This window comes from Variimorphobacter sp. HTMS_6, assembly GCF_059717775.1.
Genome location: NZ_AP046094.1, coordinates 1,878,633 through 1,896,755, shown reverse-complemented (window position 1 = coordinate 1,896,755; position 18,123 = coordinate 1,878,633). Strand labels below are relative to the sequence as shown.

The window sequence follows — 18,123 nt, the reverse complement described above, 5'->3', positions numbered from 1 at the left end:
AGTAATCTTTGAAAGAGATGCTTTCGTATAATAAGATTATTGTTTAACAGCCTCTATGTTATTGAATCGAATAACAAATATGTAAAATACTCTGAATTATAAATTTATTGTTTTGCTTCCATCTTGAAAGCTACAAATATTTGCGACAGCATTTTCCAATGAGAAAATTTCAAAGATATTATCATCAACGGAATAGATTTGTTTTAATTGTGGCATTAATTCAAGCGCTTCCGTTTTTGATCCGTTTGATGTAGTAAATACCGCAGTTCCGCTTAATCTTATCCATTTTCCATCCTTGGAGGCACTAATCTCCACGTTAGGATTAGTCGATAGCTGTTTAAAAATGGGCTTCTGATTGCTGGTCGCAAAACTTATCTTTCCCTCATAATTCATAACAAAACCAAATGGTCGAACCTTTGGTTGATTTTCTTCGATGGTAGAAATAAAAAATACTCCACAATCATTTAAAAATTCTAGTACTTCATTCATTTTATTACCTCCATATATTGATTCCTTTTTTATTTCATGTATAATTATATTACTTGAATAGAAAAAAACAAGTATGCAGTTTATATATACTAAGGAAGAAAAATATGTGTATGGAGGATTTGTGGTGAAAGAAATGATTACGTATTCAATAGATAATGTAAATTGTCCGGTGTCATCAGCACTAAGAGTGATTGAAGGAAAGTGGAAACTACCAATATTATGGGTGTTGTCGCAAAACGGTACACTTCGATATAATGAGCTCAGAAAGGGAGTTGTCGGTATAACGAATATGATGCTGACAAGTTCATTAAAAGATTTGGAACTAAATAATATCATTAACCGGAAACAATATAATGAAATCCCACCTCATGTGGAGTATTCCTTAACGGATGCCGGGAAAAAGCTTATGCCGGTTCTTGATGAATTAGCAAAATGGGGAGTGGAATTGAGAAAGTAAAATGTTAGATTGTAGTATAAATGATAATATTTATCAATGAAATGTTACCCTGATTCAGAATAAGTTGCTTTGATTTCAACCAATAAATGAGGCTGTTATTATCAAGATTTTCAACGATTTTCTTCTCGTTAGAAATCTTAAGATTAATAACAGCTTTTTTGTGGTGAATTATGGAACCCATGATATTCCAAACTTGTTGATAAGTGGTATCAGCTTTTGTTATGATGGGATGTAGAAATTAATTCCTGAATATTGGTTTTGAAAATCAAACTAATTTTAAAGTATACATTTATTATATTGGATAAATAAGTTTAAAAATTATTAATTAGTTATTCGATGATACTTCGCTTAACTTAATTGAATACTTAACTGAAGTTCAACAATCTTTAAAAACTACGTCAGATTATGATATGTTCTTACGAATTAATAGATAAGAGGAAAGAAAAGGGGGCGAGTGAATGAATGATATTGAGTTGATATCAGAACTTACTGTAAATCCGAACCGTGCGATGGATTATATCATAGGAGAATATACCGGTTTAGTTTATAGTGTTGTTAATTCTAAAATTTCCTCTGTAGGTACAGCAGAGGATGTGAAGGAATGTGTTAGTGATGTTTTTATGGAGTTTTATCATCATGTAAAAGAGATGAATCCTGAGAAAGGTTCCATTAAGGGATATCTAGCATCAATCGCAAAACATCGTGGAATTGATGTTTACCGTAAATTATCAACAAATTCTTTACGTTTTATTCCGATGGAAGAGAATGAAGATCGTTGGGTTGATCGTAGACTAAATCCGGAGCAAGAGGTCATTCATAAAGAACAGAACAAAAGGTTGCTGGAAGCAATTGAATCACTAGGAGAGCCGGATCATGAAATTTTCATAAGGAAATATTACTTGGGGCAGAAGACGAAGGAAATTGCAAAAGCGTTAACCTTGCGTGACAATACGGTGGATAAGAAGATATCGAGAGGGCTATGTAAACTTAGAGTAACGTTAGGAGGTGGAATTCATGAAGGAGCGTAGGAGTGCGGATTTATTGAAGGAGACTGCTGTAGAGGAGGAAATCTATACAATTATGGATGAGCTTGATAAAGAGGAAACGTCTAAATTTCTGAATAAGATTAATTTAACAGAAGAACTCCCAGGTAAGGAATATATAAATGAGATTAAAGAGCTAACGTTTAAAAAGCTTGATCTGGAACCACCAGGTGAGGAAAATTTAAGTCGTAACGAGGATAAAGATTCTTATATATCTGATAGGAAGAAACTTCACTGGAAGAGATTTGTGGCTGCTGCAGCAGTAATTCTACTTGCGCTGTTTGCAGGAATCAATCATGAAAGAGTAGTCCTTGCGGTTCAGGACATATTAACACTAATCCCCGGAGAAGGAATTGTAGAAAATAATTCTGATGCACTGTATAAATTACAGAAACAGGTTACGGTTGAGAACAAAAACATCACTATGAAGGTACTTTATGCAACTGTAAAAGACAACACAATGATTCTGCGCTTTGATATAGATGGTTCTGATAGTCACTTAAACAAGGATCATCTGAATGCTCCAGATGTATATCTACTTATGAATCATAAAAAGTATACTAAAGTTATTAAAAGTTATGGTAGTGGATTAACTAGTGGTGGTTCAGGTTCATACTTTTCTTATAATTGCAATTATTCCTTCCAGATTGATAATAAATATATAAAAGAAGGTAAAAAGATAACATTAGTAAGTAAGGATTACAATCTTAAAGTGACTTTTAAATTGACAAAAATAAAGGATTACAATAGCTTAAATGATATTGGAGCAACGCAAACACATAATGACATCAGCCTAACCACGGATGCATTTATGGATGGTGATTTATTGAGTATTAATGTATATCCTACCAATAAATCAAAATATAGATTGATTAGCTTTGTAGATGAATTCAATTATAATTATTTTAATAAAAAGATGGTTTTAAATACTGACAAAGGAGTAAAAACTTGCAACCCACCAAATTATTATGGAACCGGTTTGAATGGAAGCTATCAGGTAGATGTCAGTGATGGAGCAAAAGATTATCAGTTATCCATCCCTTATGTCGTAGTTGGAACGGATGAGGAAAGAGAGCTTTCATTTCCGATACCTAAGGAAGGGGAATCAATTAAGCTGAATAAGGAAGTGAAATTTGATCAAGGTACTGCAATCATTACTGATGTGGAGAAATTACCAGCCCAAGGAGATGATAAATACGGATATCTACAAATTAATTTAAAATATAAGAGTTTGAATGAAAAACAGCAATTTGTCGGTGTTGATTTAACGAATAAGGAAGAGTGTGGTTTTTCGATGGAAGAAGATGATCAGAACCGCATCACAACCTTCAATTATATATTGACTAAGAGAGATGTGAAACAGGTGAAATTATATATTACGAATCCACGATATGCTCTGATGGATCCGTATCTATTAAATATTGATTTAAAGTGATTTTGAAGAAACGAAAACGAATACAGAAGTGATTAATTGATATTAATATGAAAGGCTGTTGTAAAATCATATTCCGTCGTAGGAGTTGCATTTTTCAACAGTTTTTTATTTTGTTTAATACTTTCAACGTAACCTAAAAAAATGGGTACACTTATCCGTTCAGATAGCACAGAAATGGTATTGTCAATAAGTGTTTTTGCACCAACCTTTTTTACAATTCTTTTGATAAGTTTAAGAGAGTGGTATATAATGGAAATAAGAAGAATATTTATTGAGCCTTAAAAGGGGTTGTGTACATGTATTCCATAGGAAAATTATGCGATGAGTTTAAACTTTCACGAAGCACACTGTTATATTACGATAAGATTGGATTATTACATGCATTCAAACGTACATCAGGTAATTACAGACAGTATTCGGAGGAGGACAGGAATCGGTTAAATCAGATATGTACATTTCGTGAGGCAGGTGTTCCATTAAATCAGATCAAAGCGATACTGGATAAAGACAGCATGAAACATGAGATATTAGGAAAACGTTTGGATGAGATAAATCAAGAGGTTAGATATTTGAGACTTCAGCAAAGGTTTATCGTTGAGATGCTGAAAATGAATTACCCTGCTGATAAAAGGGTTCTGCTAGATACGAAAACCTTTGTTTCGATTCTAAAGTCAGCCGGTTTGGATGAAGAAACAATGGATCTTTTACATATTCAATTTGAAAAAAATTCACCGGAATCCCACCAGATGTTTTTAGAGTATTTGGGAGTACCTGATGAAGAGATTACGCAAATACGAGTGGCGAGCAGAGAATAATAAACTCGTTTATGATTAATAAATTTTTATATTTTTCATTGACCTGACTATAAGTTTATAGTTTACACTTTTCTATAAAGGAATAGAAAGGGACGCAAGGATATGATTAATAGAAATTTTATGCTGCTTTGGATTGGAAGAATAATATCACAAATTGGTGATAAATTTTACGCAATTGCACTAGCTTGGTGGATTTTACAAAAATCAAATTCACCATCAATCATGGGCTTCTTTTTACTGACGTCAGTGCTTCCCGGCATTATATTAGGATTTTATGCCGGAGTACTGACTGACCGATTAAGACGGAAAAACATCTTAATAATAACGGATATATTACGTGGGGTACTGATTCTCATCATAACCTATTTATCTTGGGGCGGCTTTTTGCTGATCTGGCAGGTATTTGTTATAGGGTTTTTAATGTCTGTCGTTACAGCCTTTTTTGATCCTGCCATACAGGCGTTTACTCCGGATATCGTTGAACAAGAAAAGCTACCGAAAGCAAATGGATTAAATCAGATGGTAGGTGGTGCGTGTACCTTTATCGGTCCATTGTTGGGAGCTATCTCAGTTAGTATTCTTGGTGCAACCTGCGTGTTTTTTATAAATGGTGTATCATACATGATATCAGCCCTTTTAACAACGTTTATTCATGTTGAAAGAACAGGTTCACAATCGTTAGAAAAACAAAAGATCTGGAAAGATATGATAGAAGGGATATCCTTTATTAAAAATCGAAAACAGATAAAGTTGGTTCTTAAGGTTATCGCAGTCGTACATTTTTTTATGGGTGGATTAACAGTTGCAATACCATTCTTGGCAAAAATTTTGAATGGTAGCGGTGTAAATAATCTTGGTTACTTTGAGATGATGTTAGGAATTGGATTGTTCGGTGGGGCAATTATTATTTCGTTAAGAAAGAAGCCCTTAATTACTGAGAAGTCTTTGCTAGGATTTATAACATTAGTCGGAACCTGCTTTATCATAGTGAGTATGATGATTTTATTGAACGTTAGATCAGTTCTTCTCTATATGCCGGTATTGGCTTTAATTGGAGTAAGTATCGCCGGAGCGTCGGTATTTTGGCAATCCCTTCTTCAATACTATACACCGAAGGATATGATGGGAAGAGTGTTTGGTTTGTCATCTTTAATTGGAAATACAACATTACCGATCGCATATGGTATTTTCGGAATATTCCTAAATTATAGTTCTGTAATGATTATGTTGGCTATCAATGGTTTCTGTTTGGTGTTTACTGTATTAGTTATTAAACATCAGAGAAAAACGATAGAAAATATAGAATGAATTGGGAACGATGCCTTTATTTTTATCTTGTAGTATGCTTTAATAAAGTATACATAGGAAAAAGGAGGCTGTCATTCTGGGAAATCAAAATTTTAAGAACCGCAAAGTCGGTGTGATAGGGGAAGAAGAAGCGAGACACTATGCTGTTTTGATTCCTATAATTCATATGGATGGGGAAGCGTACTTATTATTTGAGAAGAGAGCAAACCACCTAAAACGCCAGCCGGGAGAGATTTGCTTTCCGGGAGGTAAGCTGGAGAGTGGGGAATCAGTGATGGAATGTTCTGTGCGGGAGACGGTTGAAGAACTCTGCGTACTTCCTGAGCAGATTGAGGTATTAGGTCCTGGAGATGTTTATATATCCCCATTTAGTATTACGATTCATCCGTTTATCGGTGAAGTGAAAGAATACAAAGATACGTTTAGCCCGGAGGAAGTAGAGGAGATAATAAAAATTCCACTGAACTTCTTTCGTTATCATAGACCGGAGCAATATCATAGTAAGTTAATGCATCAGCTCCCGGAGGATTTTCCATATGAATTGGTACCGGGTGGAAGAGAGTACGCCTGGGCAAGCGGTACTTATGATATCTTATTCTATCGATATGAGAATTGTATTATATGGGGTATGACTGCACAAATACTTGCCTCCGTGATAAATCTGATAGAAGAATATAGCTTAGCTTAGTTTTTAATAAAAATAAAAAACATATATTCATAGTAACCGCATGATGAATTAGGGTACAACTGTGTACTTCCTACATGTGAGATTGCTGCTACGGATATATGTTTTTCTATTTTTAACAAACTTTAATTCATATAAATTGACTATAATTTATGCAATTCCCTCAACGTTTGTACTCAATTCACCAGAAGTTGACTGGGGGGATTTCTTAAGAAAGAGAGCCGGAATTAAGCCTGCAAGTGTTAAGCAAGATGCAATCAAGAAGATGTCATCCAGACCATTTACAAAGGACATAGCCTTGATTTCAGCAGTATGGGTAGCAGCATTGGTTCCTGCCAAAGCCATTTTTGTAGCAATATCTGTAGCATGATGTGTCACTCTGCCGGTTAATATGCTGGTAAGTGCAGCTATTCCAAGTGAACCCGATACTCTAGATACGATATTAGATATCGCGGTAGCACCGCCTACCTCTTCGTTTGACACGGAATCTAAGGAAGCGGCCTGTGCGGATACAGCGGCAAAACTCATACTAATTCCTCTTAAAATCAACCAGAAAACAATGGTAGAATTACTGGTCTTAAGGTCCATATTATGAAATAGAAAAGTGGTATAAGCCAGAGTGATGATGCCAAATATTGCGAGCGGCTTCGGTCCCACCTTATCATATAGTTTCCCGATAATCGGCATGAGAAGACCGGAGATTAGTGCACCGGGAAGCATAATTAAACCGGTATCTAAGGCGCCCATACCCTTAATGTTTTGCAAAAATAGTGGCACAAAGAATACACCGGAGAATAAACCAACCGTAGTGATAAAAGTTGTTATATTGGCTGCAGTAAAATTACGATAGCGAAACACTCTCAAATTAAGTAACGGATTATGAAGGTTTAATTCAAATATTAAGAATACAACGAAAGTTACCAAACTAATTGCTAATAGAAGAAGTGTTTTGCCGGAAGTCCAGCCCCAATCACTTGCTTTGCTGAGTGCAAGAAGTAAACTGAAAAGCATGATAACGGAGGAGATAGCGCCGCCTATATCCAAACGATCCACCTTGGATTTTTCGAATCTTGGTAAGAAAAGTATTGATAGAAGGACACCGATAATTCCAATTGGTATATTGATCGTAAAAATCCATTTCCAATCAGCGTACTCCACCAGATAACCACCGACGGTAGGACCAAGCGCCGGAGCGATTAATAGAGCAACACCGACCACACCCATTGCGGTTCCAAAACTACCCCTTGGAACTATTTTTTTTACCATTGTCATCATAGTTGGCATAAGCAATCCACCACCTAGTGCTTGAATAACACGGGATATGATAAGGGTATTTACACTCCAGCTAAGGGTACAAAGCAGGGAACCTATAGTAAACATAATGAGTGCAAAGATATATAGATTTTTATATCCGAATTTGTCACCTGCCCATCCGCTGAATGGGATTACCACACCAAGAGCAAGCATGTAAACAGTGATAACCCATTCAATTTGATTAGCGGAGGAATTATAAACCTGCATCATTTTTGGCACGGCTACGTTCACAATGCTGGAATCGAGAATAGACATAAAGCCGCCGATTAGTGCAATAAATATGGGTAAAACCCATTTTGAGTTCGTTTTTGTATCAGTCATAATGATTTTCCTTTCAATTAGCAGATCATGATAAATAATTTGAAATCTATTTTGAATCGATTGCATATTGTTTAAGCTGTTCCTGTAAAATGACTAAATTCTGTTGCAGTTGGTCAATGAATTCAGGAGAAAGAGTGTCCAACATAGGAGTTAGCCGTTGATCAGCTTTTTTAATAATAGTATCGATTAGTTTTTTTAAGTTCTCGGTACCTTGTATCAGAATACATCGTCGATCCTGTGGATCGTGAAGCCTAGTTATTAATTCCTTTGTTTCGAGGCGGTCAAATAGACTGGTAAGCGTACTGGCCGGTACGCCGGTTTCCGAAGCGAAGTCTGTAATCTTACAAGGGCCTTTCTTATTGATTTTCCATAAGATAATTAATTCGCTGACCGAAACTTTATATTCTTTTACCAGAGGGGATAACGCCCTTAATATTTGAGCATTTACCTTGGTCAGTAATTCTAACAATTCAAACAATTGAAAACCTCCTTTTGTTTATTTCGAATCCGGATATTACGAAATCGTAATAAATATAACGCCATAATTTTATTATGTCAAGTTAAGATGATATAAAGGGAAATTATATATAAAGGTGAAATCGAGTATAAATGTATCTGAATAGATACAACAGATCAGATAAAATTAAATGGACAAATCAGAACAGACAAAAGAAATAATAAGAAGAATGAATAAGAAGAATAGATATTTATATTACGGTCTATGGTTGCAATAATGATATAATAAGAATAAAAAAGCTCCCTAAGGTAACGGAAGCTTTGAATATTGTTGATGTATCTATTGAAATATTAGTAAGGAAAATGATTGGTATCAAAATTTAGAGATATTTTAAAATATTACTTAGCAATCCGGGAAAGCGTTTCTCCAAGTCATCATATCGAATCGATAAGAAACGTTGCTTTCCATCTATTCTAACATTAATTAATCCAGCCTCACGAAGTACTTTAAAATGATGGGATAGTGCTGATTTTGTCATATCGATCTGACAGCAAGCGCATGTAGTTTCTTGTTGTTGTGCAAGTGTTTTTATAATATTTAAACGGATGGGATCTCCGAGTGCATTTAATATATTTGATAAATTTAATTGGTCTTTTGATGGATGAAATAATTCCCTCATAGTAATAACCATACCTTTCTATAATCTGCAGCCATTTTACTGCATGCAAATACCAGATCGAGAAAAATCATTTGTTCACAAGATTATCTCAGGAAGTAACAGGGTAAAATGATAAATACTACATTGTATTATAGCATAGGATGTGATATATTGAAATAGTTAAAATATATTTGAACTATTGAACAGTTAAGGAGATTTATTATGAATGAAGTCTTAAATGTAATCAAAAGCAGAAGAAGTGTAAGAAACTTTAGGCAGGAGCAAATTAATCAGGAAAGCATAGATGCAATTATTGAAGCCGGAATTTATGCACCCACTGCACATAATGACCAACCTTGGCATTTTACCGTGATTCAGAACGAAGAGTTGATGGAGAAAATTAATATAATTGCAAAGCAAGGAATGGAAAATTCAGGTGTGGATTGGATGCAAAAAATGAGTGCGAATCCTAATTTTCATCTAACCTATCATGCCCCGACTTTGATTATTGTATCAGGGCGAAAGGATGGCCTTGCTTGGTCAGTGGATTGCTCAGCTGCAATTCAAAACATGTTACTTGCAGCAGAAAGTATAAACATCGGATCCGTATGGCTCGGTTTATTGCGTTTCTTCTTTAATGAGGAGGATGAAGTTAAGGAACTGGGAATTCCGGAAGGCTATGAACCATTTTATGGGGTAGCATTCGGCTACAAAGAAAAAGAACACGCACCTGCGCCGAAGAGAAAGATGGATGTTGTGAACTATATCAGATAAGTTCAGTGCATTGATATTTATGTCGGAGGTTAATTATATGAAAGTAATTGCGGTCAATGGAAGTCCAAGAAAGAGTTGGAATACAGCAACCCTTCTAAAGAACACTTTAGAAGGAGCAGCTTCACAAGGTGCAGATATAGAGTTAATAAACTTGTATGAGTTGGAATTTAAGGGGTGTACGAGTTGCTTCGCCTGTAAGAGAAAAGGTGGTGAGTATGGTAAGTGTGCCATGCGTGATGATTTGTCACCTGTTCTATTAAAATTAAGAGATGCTGATGCGATTATTTTTGGCTCTCCAATCTACTACTCAAATATTACATCAGGTATATTGGGATTGTTGGAACGCCTACTTTTTTCAAATTCTATCTATAGTATACAGACACCAACGGTATTTCCAAAGAAAATTCCGAGTGCCTTTTTGTATACAATGAATGTAACAGAGGAACATGCCTTAAGTGTTGGTTATTTAGATAAAATGGTATACCATGAGAAGGCGCTTGAAAGAATGTTAGGAATGCCAGTGGAAACGTTATATTGTTACAATACTTATCAATTTACAGATTATAATAAATACGAATCCTCCATGTTTTCTGAGCCGGCGAAGGCGAAGTATAAGGAGGAGCAATTCCCTGTTGATTGCGAGAAAGCGTTTGACCTGGGAGTTCGGTTAGCGCAATTTTAACCAATATGATTAAAAAGAGTTGATAAAATAAGATGATAAGATGAGCAATCAGGTATTATACTTTGATAATAATGATATATTTGATATAATACAGGTAATGAATCTGTTAATAATGACAGAGGATAGACATATTAAACTAGTATGAAATAAGATTGTGAGGTTGACTATGAATTTTACAGGACTTATCATTGGAATTTGTACATTTTTAATTATTGGATTGTTACACCCGGTTGTGATCAAATCAGAATATTATTTTGGTATTAAGGTATGGCCGGTATTTCTCATCCTGGGCATTGGATCGGTGATTAGTGCGATATTTATTCACCAGATCATCACCTCTACACTTTTGTCTGTGTTAGGCTTTTCCTTGCTATGGAGTATTCATGAATTGTTTGAACAAAGGGAAAGAGTGAAAAAGGGGTGGTTTCCGAAAAATCCAAAAAGACAGGATTATGAATCATAGAAATTGAAGTAATTAATACATTTATTACATAGAAAAAGTATATGCAGCTTGCACCCCATTATTTGGATTGCAGGCTGCGTTTTATTTTTCTTTTCAAAAAGTTTGATTTTTAATAACTTAATATTATTTAAATTAAGTTTAAAAATGTGGAGTAAGCTAATCCTATGAATCAATTGTTGAATTCTATAAAACATACAAGAGGAGAAAAAAATGGAGATTTTTTATGGAGTGCTACTTATGTTGGGAGCAATCCTGATATCTAATATTATCAATCGGGTATTGCCGGCATTCTCTGTCCCGATTGTTCAGATTTTCCTTGGAGTCATTCTTTCCTTCATTCCATGGATGTATCATTTTAGCATGGAACCGGAGCTGTTCTTGATCTTGTTCCTGGCACCATTGCTATTCTATGATAGTATGCAATGTGATAAGAAGACGCTATGGCGTTTGAAAAAGCCGATTATTCTCTTGGGACTTGGCCTTGTTGTATTTTCAGTTGTAATTTTGGGTTATTTAATTCACCGCTTAATCCCTGCAATTCCTTTGGCTGCATCCTTTGCTCTTGCAGCAGCATTGGCTCCAACCGATGCTGTGGCGGTGAGTTCCATCGGTAATAGAATTAAAATTCCAAATACAATTAATGGTTTACTTGGAGGGGAAGCATTGATCAATGACGCTTCCGGTATTGTAAGTTTTCAGTTTGCCGTTATGGCAATGCTTACAGGGAGTTTTTCATTGATTCAAGCTGGTATGGAATTTTTATATTTAGCAATAGGCGGCGTGGTGTTAGGAGCGATTTTAACCGGTGTTAAATATCTGATTGTAAAATGGGTGCGTGACTTTGGTATGGAGGGCGTAACTTTTCACCTCTTGATAGGAATATTGACTCCGTTTTTGATTTATATGATTGCAGAAGAGGCTGGTGTTAGCGGTATACTGGCAGTTGTTATATCAGGTGTAATTCATTCTATTGAGAGTAGGAGGATCGATCCGGAAATAGCTACCTTGAAAATATCTTCAAAAAGCATATGGTCTACCATTGCCTTTATTCTTAATGGATTGGTATTCTTAATTCTTGGTATGCAATTTCCATTAATTATTAAGACAATCTGGCTTGGCGGCTCTGTTTATATCTACATGCTCATCGCTTATATCTTTGCGATTACAATGGGAATGATAATAATCCGGTTCTTGTGGACATACTTTATTCTGGATCGAAATAAAAAAGTGTTTTCAACAAATCGTCGTGAAAAGTTATCGGAGAGTTTAATCATTAGCATGGCAGGGGTTAGAGGAAGTGTTACTTTGGCTACCTGTCTTTCCCTTCCGATCGTCCTTGCGGACGGTAGTTCCTTTATACAAAGAGATCTTATTATTTTTTTGGCAAGCGGTGTAATTCTTTTGTCCTTATTATCAGCTAATTTCCTATTACCATTGTTAATTAAGAGGAAAGATGTAACGGATATGGATGATAACGAAAATGAAGCATATCTTGAAATCATGGAATCTGTTTTAAAGCAACTGGAAAATATGATTACAGATGAGAACAGGTATGATTTAAGTAATATAAGGATGAATTATTTGTTACGCGCTGAACAGTTGAGGAAAAATGGAATTACTCAAAAACATTTGGAGGATGAAGATAAAAGCATGAAACAACTGGTACTTCAATGGGAGGAAGAGAGTACCCTAAAGCTTGTAAATCTGGGTGAAGTCTCAAAAGAAACAGCGGAACATTATATATCAAGATTAAGACAGATGAATAATCGAGGTAGAAAAAGAAGAGTAAATAAAGGCTTAATAAAGCACATACTTCTGTTTGCAAAACAATGGAAAGAGAATCAAAAGCAGAGAGATGTGTTTGAGAAAGAAAGACGTCAGTTTATGGAACTGAAAAGAAAGAACAATGAATATGTATTACAACAACTATATGATAGGAAGAGTAATGACGGTTCCATAATTATTGATCGTAGGATTGCAGAACAGGAACAGATGAAAATACTTCTGAAAGAACGAATGATTTTACCGGGAAATCATAACCTCTCACAAAATGAGATATCTTCGGATAATAGTCAATCTTCAGATAGAGGGAAAGAATTAAGGGATGAAAATACTTCCGAAATGATTGATTTAATCACAATTGGCTTTCAAATTGAGAGAGATTGTATTCAGTCAATGTTCGAACAGAATAGGATAACTAGAGAGATGGCCAGAAAGTTTCGTAATAATATAGCATTGATGGAATTGCAGTTAAAAAATAACGAAGAGTGATAAATCCAAACTAATACATTAAGTCCTGGAATATTGAAAGCAGTTATCTATCACATAGGTATCTGCTTTTTTCGTGCTGAAATATCACATTTTACATCACTCTTGATATAAGGTATAATATGGATAATTATGTAGTCAAAAGGGGAACGTTATGGGACAAGTTAATATATTAGTGGTGGAGGATAACGAGGATATTAACCGGATATTACGCCGCTATCTGGAAAAAGAAAAATATCAAGTGATCAGTGCATATTCCGGCACGGAAGCAAAGCTTTTGTTATCAATGAGCACCTTTGATTTAGTGCTACTCGATTTGATGTTGCCAGGTATGAACGGGGAAGAATTGATACGGGTAATAAGAAAAGATGGAAATACTCCAATTATTGTAATATCTGCGAAGGGATCGTTAGAGGATAAGGTCAATGCGTTAAAACAAGGTGCAGATGACTATGTTGTAAAGCCTTTTGAACGGGATGAAATATTGGCAAGAGTGGAAGCTTTGCTACGCAGAACGCAGACTTTTAAGCAGGTGGAAGAAGAGGAAGCCGAATTTAAATTTAAGAATTTGGGCGTAAAGCCATCCGCCAGAACAGCTTTGGTGAAAGGGAATGCAATCAACCTTACAGCATTTGAGTTTGACATACTACTTCAATTAATCACCTATCCGGATAGGGTTTTTACGAAGGAACAATTATATCAGGAGATATGGAAAAACGGATACTATGGTGAAGATAATACGATTAATGTTCATATCAGTAATATTCGTAAGAAAATTAAGGATTTTGATGAGGAATCCTATATAAAAACAGTATGGGGAATTGGGTTTAAGATGGACAATGAATAAATGTGGCAGAGAGTCAAAAGCTATTTACTTATGAAGTGTCAATTCGGGTTATCTTGAATTGAATATATAATCGAATACATATTTCATTGCAACACGCTCTCGCTTGGATGAAAGGATGTTTTCGATAATCGTTTAAAATTACAAATAGATTTCTCGCTGGAATATCTAATTAATATTTATCTTTATACTTTCTTTAAACTTTTTTAAGTACTTGTTAAAAGTATATCGCTATACTGATAGGTGTTAAGAAAACATGGAATATTGGAAAGGAGCTTTCAGGTGAGGGATATTATTTTAACAACCAGAAATTTAAAGAAGACGTATAATAGTGTGACTGTGTTAAATGACATTAACATGGAGCTTAAGCAGGGAGAAATCTATGGTTTGGTCGGCAAGAATGGAGCAGGAAAAACTACATTACTTCGATTGATTACCGGTCAGGCATTTGCTTCAGAAGGTGAACTATCTTTATTCGGAGCAACTACGGAAAATGATCTGAGTAAGGCGCGCAAAAGGATTGGAGCTATTATAGAAACACCAAGCTTTTATCCGAAATTAAGTGCAAAACAAAATCTTGAATATTATCGAATTCAACGAGGAATTCCGGGTAAGCAATGTGTTCAGGAGGCTCTTGAAGAAGTAGGGTTGGAGGATGTGGGCAATAAGAAGTTTCAAACCTTTTCGTTAGGTATGAAACAGCGCCTAGGACTAGCTTTGGCGCTTATGAATAAGCCGGAGATATTATTCCTTGATGAACCGATTAATGGACTGGATCCATTCGGTATCGTTGAGATTCGTAATCTATTATTAAAATTGAGTCATGAAAAGAATATTACAATATTGATATCCAGCCACATATTAACAGAATTGTCTAATCTGGTTACTTATTACGGTTTTATTCATGATGGTAAAATGGTAAAGCAGCTGTCCAGTGAAGAGCTTGCACAAGAATGTAATAAATATCTGGAATTAAAGGTGGATAAAGTAGAAACTATGACGGCTTTATTAGAGAGTAAGCTAGGGTGTATAAACTATAAGGTTACACCGGAGGGTACGATTCAGTTATATGAATATCTCGATCAGCCATCCATCATCAGCAAGCTGGTTGTCAATTCTAATATCGCACTGAATGAAATTTCAGTCCGTGATATTAATTTGGAGAAATACTTTATTCAATTAGTGGGAGGAAATGACCATGAGTAGATATATCAAGAGTGAATTCTATCGTCTTTTACATGCAAAAGGAACGTATTTATTCCTAATAATCAATTCCTTATTATTAATCAGCTCCAGCGTTTTACTGGCTTCAGTAAAGTTATCAGATAGTACATTTCCATATGCGAGTACCAATTTTTCATTTAGCATGGTTGTATCAAATCTAGTTATTGTATTATTCTTATGTATTATAGTTACCTCCAATGTTTTTGGTAATGAATATAACAATCATACGATGAAAAATAGTATTTCTTTTGGTACGACAAGATTTACAATATACTTTGGAAAATTAATTGTACAAATTATCTATGCATTAATTGCATTTGTTGTAATAATTGGTATCCATATTATTGCAGCATACATTTTGTTGGAACATTCAACAGGCTCTAACTATCAGTTACTCATAAGAGTCTGCTTATTATGCCTTCCGTTGTTCCTATTCTCAATAGGATTGTCTAATTGTTTTGCATTTATCTTCGAGGGAACCGGAGCAACGATAGCTTCTACAATAGGAGTATTATTAGCGATTCCAATAATATCTAATTTACTGGGTATGAAATTTGAGTTGGTTCAAAGATTTTCTGAAATTCTACCATATAACATGATTGGCACAATAAAATTAAATCTTGAAAGTAATTCATACACAACAACCTGGGGTGGGGACGCCTTTAGAAACTATTGGATTATTGGTTTGGTCGAGATGTTTGTATTTGTTGTAATCGGATATATTCTTTTTCGAAAAAGAGAAATTAAATAAATAAAAAAATTTTTAATAAAGAACATGATTAAGATGTTAAAATAAATAGTAAAACTTGGTTTTTAAACCGTAATTATCTTTTAATATATTCAGGAAGGAGGTGCAGTCATTATGATATTTGTATGTTTAGCGTTATTTATAATCAGTATTTTATTGGCTGCACGCTTATTTACCCTATGTTGGTCTATTCGTTATGCAAATAAGCAGATGGATGAGATTGGGAAATCACAGGATTCCAATCGTCAGTTAAAAGCGCTGATGATGGATCGCACGATGGAGAGATTATTTTATCGAATTAACCTGGTCTATAAGAAGAGGCAGGAGGAAAGGATCGCTTATCAGAGAAGAGAAGAGCAGATTCGAAGAGAAATAGAGAATATCTCACATGATCTTCGAACTCCACTTACTTCGATTATCGGTTTTGTAGATTTGATAAATGACGAGGAAACCACTCAGGACGAGAAAAAAGAGTATTTAGAGATTATCGGTAAAAGAGCGAGGGTTTTACAGGGATTTATTCAGGATTTTTACGAATTGTCAAGAATTGAGGCGGACGATTATCCGATTCTACATGAACTGGTAGAGATTCAACCTATTCTGAAGGAAGTTGTTGTTGCACATTATCAGGAATTTATTAAGAAAAATATTCAAGTGGAGATTCAAATCGAAGAGAAACCAATCAGTATTATTGGGGATAAGATTCAGTTCAATCGAATAATTAATAACCTGGTTCAAAACTCATTAAAATATGCAAATAAATTCTTTTGCATATCTCAGTATACCAAGGATGGAGTATGTGTGATTGAGCTTCGTAATGATAAAAATCGCATGAACGAAGAGGATATCAACTATATCTTTGACCGATTTTATACCGGTGATATCACAAGGAATTCCCAGAGTACAGGTTTGGGTTTATCGATTGCCAAAGTGTTAACAGAAAAGTTAAAGGGTACAATTGAAGCTAAGATTGAGGGAGATCTGTTTGTCATTAAATTACAGTGGAAGATAAAGTAATCCTTGGCACGAACTTTATACCTTTTTAAGCTATGAGCGATGTTTTGCTCGTGGCTTTTTTTGTATATCATTGGTAAAGATGGTTTTCGTTAATACTATCAGTTGTTTCGTAATATGTGTTATGAAAAAATTATCGGAATTTCAGAAAAGCTTAATAAATCATATCATTTACAGTAAAGTATAAACTATGATAAAATCAATATTAAGGTTTGATGCATTATAAATAATCATGTCATAGCATGTTATTAATAGTCACTTTACTGAATTATATGAAAATGAGGAAAGAGATATGAATCACATTCTTAAGAGAAATAATGTAAATGTAATTGGTTCGGGGGAACAGACTGTTGTACTTGGTCATGGATTTGGATGTGATCAAAATATATGGCGATCCATTACGCCTTTTTTAGAGAAAAATTATAAAATATTACTATATGATTATGTTGGATCCGGTCATTCGGATAAAACTCAATATGATAAAAAGCGTTATTCTGATTTGCTTGGATATGCGAAGGATCTGGAGGAAATACTGGATGAGCTAGAAATTAAGGATGCGATTTTTGTAGGTCATTCAGTAAGCTCTATGATTGGTTTATTGGCTTCCATCCACAATCCAACGTATTTTAAAAAGATGGTACTAATTAGTCCATCACCTCGTTATATTAACGATGGCAAGGATTATTTTGGAGGATTTGATAAGCAGGATATTAATGAAATATTAACATTTATGGAGATGAACTTTTTAGGGTGGGCTAGTGCAAATGCTGCAGCTTTAATGGACAATCCGGATAAACCGGCATTGGCCGAACAACTTAAGGACTCCTTATCCTGCGAAGACCCAGGGATAATGAAGACTTTTGCAAGAGCTACTTTCTTATCTGATTGCCGTAAAGAATTGAGTCTGGTTACTACACCTACATTAATTCTTCAATGCTCTGTTGACAGCATCGTACCTGTGGAGGTTGCGCACTATTTGAATCACAATATTAAAAGTAGTTCACTAAAAATAATAGAGGCACGGGGTCATTATCCTCATTTAAGTATGCCAAAAATCACTGCAGAGTGTATCTTAGAGTTCGTTAGCTGAGTTGTGTTTAGAAGTCAGAAGTTTACTTGATAGA

The 18,123-nt window shown here is 34.9% G+C and carries 19 protein-coding genes; 15 read left to right on the top strand and 4 right to left on the bottom strand.

Annotation, left to right across the window (positions count from 1 at the left end; all coding sequences use genetic code 11):
• Positions 1–96: 96 nt before the first annotated feature.
• Positions 97–489 carry a pyridoxamine 5'-phosphate oxidase family protein gene (locus tag AC6IWN_RS08560; RefSeq protein ID WP_497991957.1) on the bottom strand — a complete coding sequence of 131 codons (393 nt, stop codon included), beginning with the start codon at positions 487–489 and terminating at the stop codon, positions 97–99.
• Positions 490–622: 133 nt separating this feature from the next.
• Between AC6IWN_RS08560 and AC6IWN_RS08555 the strand changes: the two genes are divergently transcribed.
• The 6 genes from AC6IWN_RS08555 to AC6IWN_RS08530 all read left to right on the top strand — a co-directional run bounded on the left by AC6IWN_RS08555 (position 623) and on the right by AC6IWN_RS08530 (position 6,235).
• Complete coding sequence (locus AC6IWN_RS08555) at positions 623–946, top strand: winged helix-turn-helix transcriptional regulator (protein ID WP_497992192.1); 324 nt, start codon at positions 623–625, stop codon at positions 944–946.
• Between the two features lie 458 nt (positions 947–1,404).
• On the top strand, positions 1,405–1,974 hold the full coding sequence (locus tag AC6IWN_RS08550) for a sigma-70 family RNA polymerase sigma factor (protein ID WP_497991956.1): 570 nt from the start codon (positions 1,405–1,407) through the stop codon (positions 1,972–1,974).
• On the top strand, positions 1,961–3,424 hold the full coding sequence (locus tag AC6IWN_RS08545; RefSeq protein WP_497991955.1) for a hypothetical protein: 1,464 nt from the start codon (positions 1,961–1,963) through the stop codon (positions 3,422–3,424). The genes AC6IWN_RS08550 and AC6IWN_RS08545 overlap by 14 nt, the downstream gene beginning before the upstream one ends.
• A 296-nt stretch (positions 3,425–3,720) precedes the next feature.
• The gene (locus AC6IWN_RS08540) at positions 3,721–4,239 is read left to right on the top strand and encodes a MerR family transcriptional regulator (RefSeq protein ID WP_497991954.1); all 519 of its coding nucleotides are present in this window, start codon (positions 3,721–3,723) and stop codon (positions 4,237–4,239) included.
• A gap of 102 nt (positions 4,240–4,341) precedes the next feature.
• Positions 4,342–5,547, top strand: coding sequence for an MFS transporter (locus AC6IWN_RS08535; protein ID WP_497991953.1), 1,206 nt, complete (start codon positions 4,342–4,344; stop codon positions 5,545–5,547).
• A gap of 112 nt (positions 5,548–5,659) precedes the next feature.
• On the top strand, positions 5,660–6,235 hold the full coding sequence (locus AC6IWN_RS08530) for an NUDIX hydrolase (RefSeq protein ID WP_497991952.1): 576 nt from the start codon (positions 5,660–5,662) through the stop codon (positions 6,233–6,235).
• Positions 6,236–6,382: 147 nt separating this feature from the next.
• Here AC6IWN_RS08530 and AC6IWN_RS08525 read toward each other — a convergent pair whose 3' ends face one another.
• The 3 genes from AC6IWN_RS08525 to AC6IWN_RS08515 all read right to left on the bottom strand — a co-directional run bounded on the left by AC6IWN_RS08525 (position 6,383) and on the right by AC6IWN_RS08515 (position 9,003).
• Positions 6,383–7,867, bottom strand: coding sequence for an MDR family MFS transporter (locus AC6IWN_RS08525; protein ID WP_497991951.1), 1,485 nt, complete (start codon positions 7,865–7,867; stop codon positions 6,383–6,385).
• Positions 7,868–7,913: 46 nt separating this feature from the next.
• Positions 7,914–8,345, bottom strand: coding sequence for a MarR family winged helix-turn-helix transcriptional regulator (locus AC6IWN_RS08520; RefSeq protein ID WP_497991950.1), 432 nt, complete (start codon positions 8,343–8,345; stop codon positions 7,914–7,916).
• A 358-nt stretch (positions 8,346–8,703) separates the two neighbouring features.
• Positions 8,704–9,003 carry an ArsR/SmtB family transcription factor gene (locus tag AC6IWN_RS08515; protein ID WP_497991949.1) on the bottom strand — a complete coding sequence of 100 codons (300 nt, stop codon included), beginning with the start codon at positions 9,001–9,003 and terminating at the stop codon, positions 8,704–8,706.
• Positions 9,004–9,204: 201 nt separating this feature from the next.
• Between AC6IWN_RS08515 and AC6IWN_RS08510 the strand changes: the two genes are divergently transcribed.
• From AC6IWN_RS08510 to AC6IWN_RS08470, 9 genes are all read left to right on the top strand, one after another.
• A complete protein-coding gene (locus AC6IWN_RS08510) occupies positions 9,205–9,756 on the top strand; it encodes a nitroreductase family protein (RefSeq protein ID WP_497991948.1) in 552 nt (183 codons plus the stop codon).
• A 37-nt stretch (positions 9,757–9,793) separates the two neighbouring features.
• Positions 9,794–10,438: a flavodoxin family protein gene (locus AC6IWN_RS08505; RefSeq protein WP_497991947.1), complete on the top strand. Its 645-nt coding sequence runs from the start codon at positions 9,794–9,796 to the stop codon at positions 10,436–10,438.
• Positions 10,439–10,604: 166 nt separating this feature from the next.
• Entirely contained in the window at positions 10,605–10,901 is a 297-nt protein-coding gene (locus AC6IWN_RS08500; protein ID WP_497991946.1) for a DUF4491 family protein, read from the top strand.
• A gap of 210 nt (positions 10,902–11,111) precedes the next feature.
• Positions 11,112–13,172: a Na+/H+ antiporter gene (locus tag AC6IWN_RS08495; protein ID WP_497991945.1), complete on the top strand. Its 2,061-nt coding sequence runs from the start codon at positions 11,112–11,114 to the stop codon at positions 13,170–13,172.
• Positions 13,173–13,323: 151 nt separating this feature from the next.
• Complete coding sequence (locus AC6IWN_RS08490; protein WP_497991944.1) at positions 13,324–14,016, top strand: response regulator transcription factor; 693 nt, start codon at positions 13,324–13,326, stop codon at positions 14,014–14,016.
• 279 nt (positions 14,017–14,295) lie between these two features.
• On the top strand, positions 14,296–15,219 hold the full coding sequence (locus AC6IWN_RS08485) for an ABC transporter ATP-binding protein (protein ID WP_497991943.1): 924 nt from the start codon (positions 14,296–14,298) through the stop codon (positions 15,217–15,219).
• Complete coding sequence (locus AC6IWN_RS08480) at positions 15,212–15,988, top strand: ABC transporter permease (protein ID WP_497991942.1); 777 nt, start codon at positions 15,212–15,214, stop codon at positions 15,986–15,988. The genes AC6IWN_RS08485 and AC6IWN_RS08480 overlap by 8 nt, the downstream gene beginning before the upstream one ends.
• A gap of 111 nt (positions 15,989–16,099) precedes the next feature.
• Positions 16,100–17,002, top strand: coding sequence for a sensor histidine kinase (locus AC6IWN_RS08475; RefSeq protein ID WP_497991941.1), 903 nt, complete (start codon positions 16,100–16,102; stop codon positions 17,000–17,002).
• A gap of 289 nt (positions 17,003–17,291) precedes the next feature.
• Positions 17,292–18,089 (top strand): alpha/beta fold hydrolase, encoded by a 798-nt coding sequence (locus tag AC6IWN_RS08470; protein WP_497991940.1) that lies wholly within the window; start codon positions 17,292–17,294, stop codon positions 18,087–18,089.
• The last annotated feature ends 34 nt before the right edge of the window (positions 18,090–18,123 follow it).

Excerpts from the sequence above, each read along its gene's own strand:
- AC6IWN_RS08560 (WP_497991957.1), bottom strand. The coding sequence starts at position 489 with ATGAATGAAGTACTAGAATTTTTAAATGATTGTGGAGTATTTTTTATT.
- AC6IWN_RS08555 (WP_497992192.1), top strand. The coding sequence starts at position 623 with ATGATTACGTATTCAATAGATAATGTAAATTGTCCGGTGTCATCAGCA.
- AC6IWN_RS08550 (WP_497991956.1), top strand. The coding sequence starts at position 1,405 with ATGAATGATATTGAGTTGATATCAGAACTTACTGTAAATCCGAACCGT.
- AC6IWN_RS08545 (WP_497991955.1), top strand. The coding sequence starts at position 1,961 with ATGAAGGAGCGTAGGAGTGCGGATTTATTGAAGGAGACTGCTGTAGAG.
- AC6IWN_RS08540 (WP_497991954.1), top strand. The coding sequence starts at position 3,721 with ATGTATTCCATAGGAAAATTATGCGATGAGTTTAAACTTTCACGAAGC.
- AC6IWN_RS08535 (WP_497991953.1), top strand. The coding sequence starts at position 4,342 with ATGATTAATAGAAATTTTATGCTGCTTTGGATTGGAAGAATAATATCA.
- AC6IWN_RS08525 (WP_497991951.1), bottom strand. The coding sequence starts at position 7,867 with ATGACTGATACAAAAACGAACTCAAAATGGGTTTTACCCATATTTATT.
- AC6IWN_RS08515 (WP_497991949.1), bottom strand. The coding sequence starts at position 9,003 with ATGAGGGAATTATTTCATCCATCAAAAGACCAATTAAATTTATCAAAT.
- AC6IWN_RS08510 (WP_497991948.1), top strand. The coding sequence starts at position 9,205 with ATGAATGAAGTCTTAAATGTAATCAAAAGCAGAAGAAGTGTAAGAAAC.
- AC6IWN_RS08505 (WP_497991947.1), top strand. The coding sequence starts at position 9,794 with ATGAAAGTAATTGCGGTCAATGGAAGTCCAAGAAAGAGTTGGAATACA.
- AC6IWN_RS08500 (WP_497991946.1), top strand. The coding sequence starts at position 10,605 with ATGAATTTTACAGGACTTATCATTGGAATTTGTACATTTTTAATTATT.
- AC6IWN_RS08495 (WP_497991945.1), top strand. The coding sequence starts at position 11,112 with ATGGAGATTTTTTATGGAGTGCTACTTATGTTGGGAGCAATCCTGATA.
- AC6IWN_RS08490 (WP_497991944.1), top strand. The coding sequence starts at position 13,324 with ATGGGACAAGTTAATATATTAGTGGTGGAGGATAACGAGGATATTAAC.
- AC6IWN_RS08480 (WP_497991942.1), top strand. The coding sequence starts at position 15,212 with ATGAGTAGATATATCAAGAGTGAATTCTATCGTCTTTTACATGCAAAA.
- AC6IWN_RS08475 (WP_497991941.1), top strand. The coding sequence starts at position 16,100 with ATGATATTTGTATGTTTAGCGTTATTTATAATCAGTATTTTATTGGCT.
- AC6IWN_RS08470 (WP_497991940.1), top strand. The coding sequence starts at position 17,292 with ATGAATCACATTCTTAAGAGAAATAATGTAAATGTAATTGGTTCGGGG.